Annotated in this window: 12 protein-coding genes; 5 read left to right on the top strand and 7 right to left on the bottom strand. The window is 71.4% G+C overall.

Annotation, left to right across the window (positions count from 1 at the left end):
• The first annotated feature begins 31 nt into the window (after positions 1 to 31).
• Positions 32 to 910, top strand: a complete 879-nt coding sequence (locus ACWGKT_RS14210) for an NUDIX hydrolase (RefSeq protein ID WP_453273802.1) — start codon at positions 32 to 34, stop codon at positions 908 to 910.
• On the top strand, positions 907 to 1737 hold the full coding sequence (locus ACWGKT_RS14205; protein WP_356145770.1) for an MBL fold metallo-hydrolase: 831 nt from the start codon (positions 907 to 909) through the stop codon (positions 1735 to 1737). The genes ACWGKT_RS14210 and ACWGKT_RS14205 overlap by 4 nt, the downstream gene beginning before the upstream one ends.
• Here ACWGKT_RS14205 and ACWGKT_RS14200 read toward each other — a convergent pair.
• Entirely contained in the window at positions 1734 to 2555 is an 822-nt protein-coding gene (locus ACWGKT_RS14200) for a nucleotidyltransferase domain-containing protein (protein ID WP_453273801.1), read from the bottom strand. The genes ACWGKT_RS14205 and ACWGKT_RS14200 overlap by 4 nt on opposite strands.
• Before the next feature lie 103 nt (positions 2556 to 2658).
• Positions 2659 to 3333 carry a Crp/Fnr family transcriptional regulator gene (locus ACWGKT_RS14195; RefSeq protein ID WP_235457881.1) on the bottom strand — a complete coding sequence of 225 codons (675 nt, stop codon included), beginning with the start codon at positions 3331 to 3333 and terminating at the stop codon, positions 2659 to 2661.
• 310 nt (positions 3334 to 3643) lie between these two features.
• On the opposite strand from ACWGKT_RS14195, the gene nth reads away from it, so the two are divergent.
• The 3 genes from nth to ACWGKT_RS14180 all read left to right on the top strand — a co-directional run bounded on the left by nth (position 3644) and on the right by ACWGKT_RS14180 (position 6612).
• The gene (gene nth, locus ACWGKT_RS14190; protein WP_356145775.1) at positions 3644 to 4546 is read left to right on the top strand and encodes an endonuclease III; all 903 of its coding nucleotides are present in this window, start codon (positions 3644 to 3646) and stop codon (positions 4544 to 4546) included.
• 157 nt (positions 4547 to 4703) lie between these two features.
• Positions 4704 to 5399 (top strand): NUDIX hydrolase, encoded by a 696-nt coding sequence (locus tag ACWGKT_RS14185; RefSeq protein WP_235457883.1) that lies wholly within the window; start codon positions 4704 to 4706, stop codon positions 5397 to 5399.
• A 13-nt stretch (positions 5400 to 5412) separates the two neighbouring features.
• Positions 5413 to 6612 (top strand): MarP family serine protease, encoded by a 1200-nt coding sequence (locus ACWGKT_RS14180; RefSeq protein ID WP_453273800.1) that lies wholly within the window; start codon positions 5413 to 5415, stop codon positions 6610 to 6612.
• Between the two features lie 43 nt (positions 6613 to 6655).
• Here ACWGKT_RS14180 and ACWGKT_RS14175 read toward each other — a convergent pair whose 3' ends face one another.
• The 5 genes from ACWGKT_RS14175 to acs all read right to left on the bottom strand — a co-directional run bounded on the left by ACWGKT_RS14175 (position 6656) and on the right by acs (position 12094).
• Positions 6656 to 6835, bottom strand: a complete 180-nt coding sequence (locus tag ACWGKT_RS14175; RefSeq protein ID WP_235457885.1) for a hypothetical protein — start codon at positions 6833 to 6835, stop codon at positions 6656 to 6658.
• 127 nt (positions 6836 to 6962) lie between these two features.
• Positions 6963 to 7886 (bottom strand): alpha/beta fold hydrolase, encoded by a 924-nt coding sequence (locus ACWGKT_RS14170; protein WP_453273799.1) that lies wholly within the window; start codon positions 7884 to 7886, stop codon positions 6963 to 6965.
• Positions 7883 to 8377 carry a phage holin family protein gene (locus ACWGKT_RS14165; RefSeq protein ID WP_235457887.1) on the bottom strand — a complete coding sequence of 165 codons (495 nt, stop codon included), beginning with the start codon at positions 8375 to 8377 and terminating at the stop codon, positions 7883 to 7885. The genes ACWGKT_RS14170 and ACWGKT_RS14165 overlap by 4 nt, the downstream gene beginning before the upstream one ends.
• 91 nt (positions 8378 to 8468) lie before the next feature.
• A complete protein-coding gene (gene nhaA, locus ACWGKT_RS14160; RefSeq protein ID WP_453273798.1) occupies positions 8469 to 9905 on the bottom strand; it encodes a Na+/H+ antiporter NhaA in 1437 nt (478 codons plus the stop codon).
• Between the two features lie 233 nt (positions 9906 to 10138).
• On the bottom strand, positions 10139 to 12094 hold the full coding sequence (acs, locus tag ACWGKT_RS14155; RefSeq protein ID WP_453273797.1) for an acetate--CoA ligase: 1956 nt from the start codon (positions 12092 to 12094) through the stop codon (positions 10139 to 10141).
• Between the last annotated feature and the right edge of the window lie 9 nt (positions 12095 to 12103).

Genomic DNA, 12103 nt, shown 5'->3' with positions numbered 1-12103 from the left:
ACATTCGCTCACATCGGGATAGCCTCCGCCCATGGCGAATGGGCAGTGGTATCCCCCGGAGTGGCCGGAACGCATCCGCGCGCTCGCGGAAGGCGGCCTCACCCCGGTGCCCGCCAAGCGCGCGGCCACGGTGCTGCTCCTGAAGGACACCCCGGACGGCCCGGCCGTCCACATGCTGCGCAGACGCGCCTCCATGGCCTTCGCCGGAGGCGCGTACGCGTACCCCGGCGGCGGCGTCGACCCGCGCGACGACGACCACCAGATCCGCTGGGCCGGCCCCACGCGCGCGTGGTGGGCCGAGCGGCTCGGCGTCGACGAGTCCGGCGCCCAGGCGATCGTCTGCGCGGCCGTGCGCGAGACGTACGAGGAGGCGGGCGTCCTGCTCGCCGGACCCGACCCCGACTCGGTCGTCGGCGACACCACCGGCGAGGACTGGGAGGCCGACCGCGCCGCCCTGGTCGCCCGGGACCTGTCCTTCGCCGAGTTCCTGGACCGCCGCGGCCTGGTGCTGCGCTCGGACCTGCTGGGCGCCTGGACCCGCTGGATCACCCCCGAGTTCGAGTCCCGCCGCTACGACACCTGGTTCTTCGCCGCCGTCCTCCCGCAGGGGCAGCGCACCCGCAACGCCTCCACGGAGGCCGACCGCACGGTGTGGATCCGGCCCGCGGAAGCGGCGGCCTCGTACGACAAGGGCGAGCTGCTGATGATGCCGCCCACCATCGCGACCCTGCGCCAGCTGACCCCGTACGCCACCGCGGCCGAGGCGCTCGCCGCCGCGCCCGCGCGCGACATGACGCCGGTCCTCGCCCGTGCCCGCCTGGTGGCGGGTGAGATCGTCCTGTCCTGGCCGGGCCACGACGAGTTCACCAAGCACATCCCGACCGCCCCGACCGGTGGAGGTCCCGCATGACGGACGCAGCAGCCCTGCCCGGCCAGCCCCGGGGCGGAGTCCTCTCGGGCCCGGCCACCGAGCGCGCCGTCAACGTGCTGGCGCCCAACGCCTCCGCGATGACCCTGGACGGCACGAACACCTGGATCGTCTCGGAGCCCGACTCCCAGCTGGCCGCGGTCATCGACCCGGGCCCGCTGGACGACGGCCACCTGCAAAACGTCGTCGACGCGGCGGAGAAGGCCGGCAAGCGCGTCGCGCTCACCCTGCTCACCCACGGCCACCCCGACCATGCGGAGGGCGCCGCCCGCTTCGCCGAGCTGACCGGCACGAAGGTGCGGGCCCTGGACCCGGCGCTGCGGCTCGGCGACGAGGGGCTGGCCGCCGGGGACGTGGTCACTCTCGGCGGCCTGGAGCTGCGGGTCGTCCCCACGCCCGGCCACACCGCCGACTCCCTGTGCTTCCACCTCCCGGCCGACCGGGCGGTGCTGACCGGCGACACGATCCTCGGCCGCGGTACGACGGTCGTGGCCCACCCCGACGGCCGGCTGGGTGACTACCTGGACTCCCTGCGGCGCCTGAGATCGCTCACCGTGGACGACGGCGTCCACACGGTCCTCCCGGGCCACGGACCGGTCCTGGAGGACGCCCAGGGCGCCGTGGAGTTCTATCTCGCCCACCGCGCCCACCGACTCGCCCAGGTCGAGACCGCCGTCGAGGACGGCTACCGCACGCCCGCCGAGGTCGTCGCCCACGTGTACGCCGACGTGGACCGCTCACTGTGGCCGGCGGCGGAGCTGTCGGTACGGGCGCAGCTGGACTACCTACGGGATCACGGGCTCATCTAGTCGGGCCTGGGCGCCTTCACGCCGTGCACGCGCGCGTACTCCCGCGCGAGCCAGGGCCCGAGGTCGTCGACGTACGACCGCAGTACGGCGGCGTCGCCGACGGGCTCGTACCCGTACTCGGCCGCGGCCCGCAGCTGCTCGGACCGCTCCGGGTAGTAGCCGCCGCACACCCGCGCCATCTCCCGCAGGTCACTGGTCCAGCCCCGCCAGCGCGGCATGACGAGGGTGAAGCCGGTGCGGACCAGGTGCCGGGACATGAACCGGACGAGGGGCCGCCGGGCCTCCTCGCTGTCCGCCGCGCCGGCGATACGGTCCCGCCACCGGGGGAGCAGGAGAGCGAGGTCCCCATTGGTCTCGCGGGCCAGCAGGGAGTCGGGCCGGTAGCGGGGGAGCTGCTCGGCGAGGTCCGCGCCCAGGAGCGGAGTGCACAGGCAGGCGACGAACCACCCCAGGTCGTACCGCTCCAGCTCGCTCAGCAGCCGCGCCCGGCCGTACAGCAGCGTCCCGACCCCGTCGATCTGCGGGAACTCCCTGTCGACGGCCTCGCCGAGCGCACGGACGTCCGCCCGGTCGGCCTCCGTCGGCTTCTCCTCAAGGGCGACCAGCAGATCCAGGTCGCTGCGCCCCACGCGCGCGGTGCCCCGCGGAATCGACCCGTAGAGGTAGGCGCTGTGCATCCGCGATCCGAACACGTCCAGCAGCCGGTCGCGGGCGGCGGCGACGACCGGACGGAAGTCGTCCGGGACGCGCGCGAGGGAGCCCTCGCGCTGGAGGAAGCCGTCCTCGTCGAGCCCGCGGGAGGGGGCGTTCTGGATCATGGGCCCACTGTGCCCGGCCGGGCGCGCACGGGCAGCTGATTTACGGTCGGCCCAGACGAAGGGCCCCACCGCGCGGCAGGGCCCTTTCCGTGTGCGTGGGCGATCAGCGCGACCGCTTGGCCAGGCGCTCGACGTCCAGCAGGATCACGGCCCGCGCCTCCAGGCGGAGCCAGCCGCGTCCGGCGAAGTCGGCGAGGGCCTTGTTCACGGTCTCGCGGGACGCGCCGACCAGCTGGGCCAGCTCCTCCTGCGTGAGGTCGTGGACGACATGGATGCCCTCCTCGGACTGCACGCCGAAGCGGCGGGACAGGTCCAGCAGGGCGCGCGCGACACGGCCGGGCACGTCGGAGAAGACGAGGTCGGACATGGCGTCGTTGGTCTTGCGCAGTCGGCGGGCGACGGCGCGCAGCAGTGCGCCGGCCACCTCGGGACGCGCGTTCAGCCAGGGCTGCAGGTCACCGTGGCCGAGACCGAGCAGCTTGACCTCGGTCAGCGCGGTCGCGGTCGCGGTGCGCGGGCCCGGGTCGAAGAGCGACAGCTCGCCGATGAGCTCACCGGGGCCCACGACGGCGAGCATGTTCTCGCGGCCGTCGGGGGAGGTGCGGTGCAGCTTGACCTTGCCCTCGGTGACGACATAGAGCCGGTCACCGGGGTCGCCCTCGTGGAACAGCGAGTCGCCGCGTGCGAGGGTCACCTCACTCATGGAGGCGCGAAGCTCCGCGGCCTGCTCGTCGTCGAGAGCCGCGAAGAGCGGGTTGCGCCGCAGAACGTCGTCCACGAGTTCTCTCCTTGTCGACCTGCTCAGGGGATCTTGCTCCCCGTGGTACCAGGGGACCGTGCTCCCCGTTTTGCCGGACTGTCCAAACAGTGTGATCTGTCACAAGGATGCCGCACAGGTGTCCCGAGGTAAGCGGCAGGGGTCCAATTGGGGGCTGATCTTCTGGGTCCGGGGCGGATGTCGGTGCCGGGCTTTAGGCTGGCCGGGTGTCCAAATCGCCGGTAGAGCACAGGCCAAGGGGGCTGCGCGGGTGGTTGTACGTCGCGATTCCGCTGTGGGCGAACAGGACCCCGGCAGTGGTAAGAAAACGGTGAAAACGGCGAAAAAGGTTCCGGCGAAGAAGGCGGCGCCCGCGAAGAAGGCGACTCCGGCGACAAAGGGGGCCGCCGCGAAAAAGGTGGCTGTCGCGCCGGCCGCGGTGGCCAAGAAGCCGCCGTCGGGCGAGTCGCGCACCGCCCTCGTCCGTCGTGCCCGCCGCATCGACCGCGAACTCGCCGAGGTGTACCCGTACGCCCATCCCGAGCTCGACTTCGAGAACCCCTTCCAGCTCCTCGTCGCCACGGTCCTGTCGGCCCAGACCACCGACCTCAGGGTCAACCAGACCACCCCGGCGCTCTTCGCCAAGTACCCCACCCCCGAGGACCTGTCCGCCGCCAACCCGGAGGAGGTCGAGGAGATCCTGCGGCCGTGCGGCTTCTTCCGGGCCAAGACCAGGTCGGTGATAGGGCTGTCCCAGGGCCTCGTGGAGCGGTTCGGCGGTGAGGTTCCGGGCCGGCTGGAGGACCTCGTCAAGCTGCCCGGCGTCGGCCGCAAGACAGCCTTCGTCGTCCTCGGCAACGCCTTCGGGCGGCCCGGCATCACCGTGGACACGCACTTCCAGCGGCTGGTGCGGCGCTGGCAGTGGACCGAGGAGACCGACCCCGACAAGATCGAGGCCGCCGTCGGAGCGCTCTTCCCGAAGAGCGACTGGACGGACCTCTCGCACCACGTGATCTGGCACGGCCGCCGCATCTGCCACGCCCGCAAGCCCGCCTGCGGCGCCTGCCCCATCGCCCCGCTCTGCCCGGCGTACGGCGAGGGCGAGACCGACCCGGAGAAGGCCAAGAAGCTCCTGAAGTACGAGAAGGGCGGCTTCCCGGGCCAGCGTCTCAAGCCCCCGCAGGCCTACCTCGACGCGGGCGGCACGGCGGCACCGCCACTGGGGGCCGCGTGACGCGCCGGCCCGGCGGGGTGTCATCGGCGGGCCGGGGCGCGCTGTGTACGAACGGAGGCGCGGCGCGGTCCGTGCCGGTGGGTCGGTCAAGGCAGGTTGACCCGCTGGAACGAACTCGCAGGCGTCCGGCGTTGGAGACGGCAGAACGGGGGTGGGCATGACGCACACGAGCAATACCCAGGACGGCCCGGTGACACTCAGCAAGGAGGGCCTGCCGGGCTGGCTGGACCCGGTGGTGCACGCGGTGGAGACGGTCGAGCCGCTCCAGCTCAGCCGCTTCCTCCCGCCGAAGAACGGCGCGGGGCGGCAGTCCGCCGTGCTGATCCTGTTCGGCGAGGGCGAGCACGGCCCCGAGCTGCTGCTGATGGAGCGTGCCGGTTCGCTGCGCTCGCACGCCGGCCAGCCCTCCTTCCCCGGCGGTGCCCTCGACCCCGAGGACGGCGACCCGAAGGCCGACGGGCCGTTGCGGGCCGCTCTGCGCGAGGCCGAGGAGGAGACCGGGCTCGATCCGTCCGGCGTCCAGCTCTTCGGCGTGCTGCCCAAGCTCTACATCCCGGTCAGCGGCTTCGTCGTCACGCCGGTGCTGGGCTGGTGGCGCGAGCCGAGCCCGGTGGGCGTCGTCGACCCGAACGAGACCGCACGCGTCTTCACGGTCCCCGTGGCGGATCTCACGGACCCCGTGAACCGCGCCATCGCCGTCCACCCGAGCGGCCACAAAGGTCCGGCATTCCTGGTCGAATCGGCTCTGGTCTGGGGTTTTACGGCCGGGATCATCGATCGGCTGATGCATTACGCGGGCTGGGAGCGTCCCTGGGACCGTGAGAAGCAGGTCCCGCTCGACTGGCGCGCATGACAGGGTGTCACTCGTGAATGTGCTGGACATCCTGCTGCTGGTCGCCGCCGTGTGGTTCGCGGTCGTGGGCTATCGCCAGGGGTTCGTCGTCGGCATCCTGTCGGTGATCGGGTTCCTGGGGGGCGGCCTCGTAGCCGTCTACGTACTGCCCGTCATCTGGGACGCCCTGACCGACAACGCCGAGGTCAGCACCACCGCCGCGGTCGTCGCGGTGGTCGTGGTCATCGTCTGCGCCTCCATCGGCCAGGCCCTGACCACCCACCTGGGCAACAAACTGCGCCGGTACATCACCTGGTCCCCGGCCCGCGCCCTGGACGCGACGGGCGGCGCCCTGGTCAACGTCGTGGCGATGCTGCTGGTCGCCTGGCTGATCGGATCGGCCCTGGCGGGGACGACGCTGCCGACGCTCGGCAAGGAGGTCCGCAACTCCAAGGTGCTGCTCGGCGTCTCCCGGGCCCTGCCCGCGCAGGCCGACACCTGGTTCGCCGACTTCTCCTCGGTCCTCGCGCAGAACGGCTTCCCGCAGGTCTTCAGCCCCTTCGCCAACGAGCCGATCACCGACGTCCGGCCGCCCGACCCGGCGCTGGCCGGCAGCGCCGTCGCCACCCGCTCCCAGCGCTCCATCGTCAAGGTCACGGGCACCGCGCACAGCTGCGGCAAGGTCCTGGAGGGCAGCGGCTTCGTCTTCGCCGACCGCCGCGTCATGACCAACGCGCACGTCGTCGGCGGCGTCGACGAACCCACCGTCCAGATAGGCGGCGAGGGCCGCAGGTACGACGCGAAGGTCGTCCTCTACGACTGGCGGCGCGACATCGCCGTACTCGACGTACCGGACCTGAAGGCGCGTGCCCTGCAGTTCTCGGCCCAGGACGCGGCGAGCGGCGACGGCGCGATCGTCGCGGGCTTCCCGGAGAACGGGTCGTACGACGTCCGTGCCGCGCGCGTGCGCGGCCGCATCACGGCCAACGGCCCGGACATCTACCACCGCGGCACGGTCCGCCGCGACGTCTACTCCCTGTACGCGACCGTCCGCCAGGGCAACTCCGGCGGCCCGCTGCTCACGCCCGACGGCAAGGTGTACGGCGTGGTCTTCGCGAAGTCCCTCGACGACGCCGACACCGGTTACGCGCTCACGGCGGACGAGATCCGGCAGGACATCGCCCAGGGCCGCACGGCGAACCAGCAGGTCGGCACCGACAGCTGCGCCCTGTAGCGCCCTGAGGGCGGCCCGGGAGCAGGAGCCGGCGGGCCAGGAGCTAGCCGCGAGGGTGGCGCAGACGGACCGAGACCCAGCGGGCCCGGCGGCGCAGGATGCGGGGGATCCCCACCCGGAGGTCCGTCCCCGGCAGCTGCGGGGTGCCGCGCTCATGGGCGCTCAGTCCATTGGCCGAGCGACGGTTGCGGGGTGCGTCACTGTAGTCGTGCGTCCAGCCCATACCCCGACGTCTGCCCCTGCCCCATGGTCGATAACCGCCCCGCAGCCCTTCAATTGGCGTATGCGCCAGGCATGTGGCTGTTCGTAGGGCAAATGTTCAGAACCGGATACCGGGCGCATCGGCTTGGTCACCGGTCGGGTTCGGGATCTTTCAGCCAGTTGATCAGTTCGGTGGAGAAAGCGACCGGATCCTCTTCGTGCGGGAAGTGCCCGAGGCCGTCGAACAGCCGCCAGCGGTACGGCGCTTCGACGTACTCGCCCGAGCCGGCCGCGCTCCGCGTGCGCATCACCGGGTCCAGGGAGCCGTGCAGATGCAGCGTCGGCACACGCACCGGCCGTTTCATGCGCCGGTTGAACTGGATGCCGTCCGGGCGGGCCAGGGACCGCACCATCCAGCGGTACGGCTCGATCGAACAGTGCGCGGTCGACGGGATGCACATGGCCCGCTGGTACGTCTCCACCGCCTTGTCGTCCGGCAGCCGGGGCCCGGACCAGTCGCGGATCAGCTTGCCCACCAGGGCGCCGTCGTCGGCGGTGAGCTGCCGCTCCGGGATCCACGGCCGCTGGAAGCCCCAGATGTAGGAGCCGGCGGCGGTCTGCCGGGCGTCGCGCAGCATGGCGGCGCGCCAGTGCCTCGGATGCGGCATGGAGACGACCGCGAGTCGCCGTACGAGCTTGGGGCGCATCGCGGCGGCCGTCCACGCCAGATAGCCGCCCAGGTCGTGGCCCACCAGCGCGGCGTCCGGCTCGCCGAGCGAGCGGATCACACCGGTGATGTCGAGGGCGAGGTTGGCCGGGTCGTACCCGCGCGGCGTGCGGTCGCTGCCGCCCACGCCCCGCACGTCCATCGCCACGGCGCGGAAGCCCGCCTCGGCGAGCGAGACCAGCTGGTGCCGCCAGGTCCACCAGAACTGCGGGAAGCCGTGCAGCAGCAGGACGAGCGGGCCGTCGCCCAGCTCCGCGATGTGGAAGCGGGCGCCGTTGGCGGCGACGTCGCGATGGGTCCAGGGTCCGTCGATGCGTACGGCCGAAGGCGCGGAGGGGTCCGTCATGAGGACGAGCGTGCCACAGCTTCGATGGCCTCGGGCGCACGCTCCTCCAGCGCCGGGCGCTCGGGGCGGGGGTGCGGCTTGGCGTTCTGCAGGACGCCCGCCGTCTCCTTCATCGACGCGGCGACCTTCTGCGGGCCCTGGCTCTTCTTGGCCTTCTTCGCGAAGACCACGCCGATCAGCGCGAGGAGACCTGCCACCAGGACGTTCGCCGCGAAGGACAGCAGGAAGCAGACCGCGAGGTTCCAGCCGCTCCAGGTCCGGATGCCGTACGCCAGCGCGAAGTTGAGCATCGGCAGGGAGAACAGCAGGACCATGGCGGCCACCGAGAACGCGCCGCCGCTCGTCGCGCCGCGCTTGACGTCCTGCTTGAGCTGGGCCTTGGCCAGCGCGATCTCGTCGTGCACCAGCGCCGACAAATCGGTCGTCGCCGACGCGAACAGCTGGCCGATGCTGCGTTCGGCGCCGACCGGGCTGCCGTCGGGTGCGCTCATCGCGGTCTCCCTCTCCTGCGCACGCGGTGCGCGCGCTTCCGTCTTCTGCCTGACTGGGTACGGTCCCACTCTTTTGTACCGTCTCGTCAGATCATGCCGGACGGTCGTTCTTCTCGCCTGCCCCGCCCGGTACTTCGGCAAGCCCGTGGCGCGCGCCGACCGCCTCCCGGGCGATGCGGCGGTGCTCGGCGGCCTTCCGCTCGTAGATCTCCGCCATGCGCAGGTGGTACGCCGGGTCGTCCTGCTCGTAGACGTCCGGGATGCCGTCGAGGTCCTCGTCCCGCTCCTCCTCCGCGCACAGCCTGCGGTACCGGGCGTTGCGCATCTTCAGCAGGACGGTCGCGGCGACGGCCGCGATCAGCGATCCGCTCAGTACGGCCGCCTTGACCTCGTCGGTGAGCACCGCGTCGCCCGCGAAGGCGAGCTCGCCGATGAGCAGGGAGACGGTGAAACCGATACCGGCGAGGGAGGCGACCGCGAAGACGTCGGCCCAGGCCAGCTCGTCGCTGAGCGAGGCCCGGGTGAAGCGGGCGGTCAGCCAGGTGCCGCCGAAGATGCCGACCGTCTTGCCGACGACCAGTCCAAGGACGACCCCCAGCGTCTCCGGCTCGGTGAACACGTCCAACAGTGCCCCGCCGGTGATGCTCACCCCCGCGCTGAACAGCGCGAACAGGGGGACAGCGAGGCCCGCGGACAGGGGGCGCACGAGGTGCTCGATGTGCTCGCCCGGCGAGTGCTGCTCGTCCTCGTGAGGGGTGCAGCGCAGCATCAGGCCCATCGCCACCCCGGCGATGGTGGCGTGGACTCCGCTGTTGTACATCAGCCCCCAGATGACGAGGGCGAGCGGGACGTACACGTACCAGCCGCGCACGCCCTTGCGCAGCAGCAGCCAGAAGACGACCAGGCCGACCACGGCCCCGCCGAGCGCGGCGAAGTCGATGCGCTCGGTGAAGAAGATCGCGATGACCAGGATCGCGAACAGGTCGTCCACGACGGCGAGGGTCAGCAGGAAGGCGCGCAGGGCGCTGGGCAGCGAGGTGCCGATGACGGCGAGCACGGCGAGCGCGAAGGCGATGTCGGTGGCGGTGGGCACCGCCCAGCCCTCCAAGGAGCCGCCACCGGTGAGGTTGGTGAGGGTGTAGACGAGGGCGGGTACGGCCATTCCGCACAGCGCTGCGATGACCGGCAGGACGGCCGCCTTCGGGTCCCGCAGGTCACCGGCGACCAATTCCCGCTTGAGCTCGATGCCGGCGACGAAGAAGAAGATGGCCAGCAGTCCGTCGGCGGCCCAGTGGGCGACGGAGAGGTCCAGGCCGAGTGCCCCGGGGCCGAAGTGGAGGTGGGCGACCGCTTCGTAGCTGTGGTGCAGAGCCGGGATGTTCGCCCAGATCAGGGCGGTGACGGCGGCGACCAGCAGCAGCACGCCACCGACGGTCTCGGTGCGCAGCGCGTCCGCGACGAAGGTCCGCTCGGGCAGGGACAGACGTCCGAAGACCTTGCGGGGAGCGGTGTTGCGGGGCGCGGCCACGGGGGAGACCTCCGGTTGGTGGGCAGGGCTGAGCACATGCCGACCAGACTTCCCGGCGCACCTTTTGGATCTTGTCGCTGCGTTGATACTTTGCTTAGTTTACCTAAGATTGCCGATCGGTGCATCCGGGTGATTCCCACGGTAGGCGCGAAAGGGGCGCCCCGCTTGTGTGCGGGGCGCCCCTGAGCTCGCGTTCCCTGGGTGCCTCGGCTTCCCAGGTGCCTCGGTTTGCCTCAGTCCTCGCTGGGTGCCGCGGGGAGCTTGGCCTGGATGAGGTCCATGACCGCGGAGTCGGTCAGCGTGGTCACGTCGCCGAGCTGGCGGTTCTCCGCGACGTCGCGCAGCAGGCGGCGCATGATCTTGCCGGAGCGGGTCTTGGGCAGCTCCGCGACCGGCAGGATCCGCTTCGGCTTGGCGATCGGGCCGAGGGTGGCACCGACGTGGTTGCGCAGGTCGTTGACCAGGCCCTCGTCCTCGGAGGCGGTGCCGCGCAGGATCACGAAGGCGACGATGGCCTGCCCCGTCGTCTCGTCGGCGGCGCCGACGACGGCGGCTTCGGCGACGGACGGGTGGGAGACGAGGGCGGATTCGACCTCGGTGGTGGAGATGTTGTGGCCGGAGACGAGCATGACGTCGTCGACGCGGCCCAGGAGCCAGATGTCGCCGTCGTCGTCCTTCTTGGCGCCGTCGCCGGCGAAGTACTTGCCCTCGAAACGCGACCAGTAGGTGTCGAGGAAGCGCTGGTCGTCGCCCCAGATGGTGCGCAGCATGGACGGCCACGGCTCGGTCAGGACCAGGTAACCGCCGCCGCCGTTGGCAACCTCGTTCGCCTCGTCGTCGACCACGGTCGCCGCGATGCCGGGCAGCGGGGTCTGCGCGGAACCGGGCTTGGTCTCGGTCACGCCGGGCAGCGGCGAGATCATCATGGCGCCGGTCTCGGTCTGCCACCAGGTGTCCACGATCGGCGTCCTGTCGGCGCCGATGTGCTTGCGGTACCAGATCCAGGCCTCGGGGTTGATCGGCTCGCCCACCGACCCCAGCACGCGCAGGCTGCTGAGGTCGAACTTGGCGGGGATGTCGTCGCCCCACTTCATGAACGTACGGATCGCGGTCGGCGCCGTGTACAGGATCGTGACGCCGTACTTCTGGACGATCTCCCAGAACCGGCCCTGGTGCGGGGTGTCCGGGGTGCCCTCGTACATCACCTGCGTCGCGCCGTTCGCCAGCGGCCCGTACACGATGTACGAGTGCCCGGTGACCCAGCCGACATCGGCGGTGCACCAGTACACGTCCGTCTCGGGCTTGAGGTCGAAGACGGCGTGGTGGGTGTAGGCGGCCTGGGTGAGGTAACCGCCGGAGGTGTGCAGGATGCCCTTCGGCTTCCCCGTCGTACCCGAGGTGTAGAGGATGAACAGCGGGTGCTCGGCCTCGAACGCCTCCGGAGTGTGCTGCGTCGACTGCCACTCGACCGCCTCGTGCCACCAGACGTCGCGCTCGTCGTCCCAGGCGACCTCCTGGCCGGTGCGGCGCACGACGAGCACATGCTCGACATTCCCCGCCTTGACCACAGCGTCGTCGACGGCGGGCTTGAGGGCGAAGGGCTTGCCGCGGCGGTAGCCGCCGTCGGCGGTGATGACGACCTTGGCGTCGGCGTCCTGGATACGGGTGGCCAGCGCGTCCGCGGAGAAGCCGCCGAAGACGACCGAGTGGGCGGCGCCGATCCGGGCGCAGGCCAGCATCGCGATGGCGGCCTCGGGAATCATCGGCAGGTAGACGGCGACCCGGTCGCCCTTGCGCACGCCCAGCTCCAGCAGGGCGTACGCGGCCTTCGAGACCGCGTCCTTGAGTTCGGCGTAGGTGATCGCGCGGCTGTCGCCGGGCTCGCCCTCGAAGTGGATCGCGACCCGGTCGCCGTTGCCCGCCTCGACATGCCGGTCGACGCAGTTGTAGGCGACGTTGAGCTCGCCGTCCTTGAACCACTTCGCGAACGGCGGGTTCGACCAGTCCAGCGTCTCGGTCGGCTCGGTGGCCCAGGTCAGCCGGCGGGCCTGCTCGGCCCAGAAGCCGAGCCTGTCAGCCTTGGCCTGTTCGTACGCCGCCGCCGTGACGTTGGCGTGCGCGGCCAGCTCGGCGGGCGGCGCGAACCTGCGCTCTTCCTTGAGCAGGTTGGCCAGGCTTTCGTTGCTCACGACATCTCC

The sequence above is a fragment of the Streptomyces sp. NPDC054794 genome (assembly GCF_053611585.1).
The sequence above is the reverse complement of the archived record's forward strand: the minus strand, read 5'-3'. Positions and strand labels throughout refer to the sequence as shown.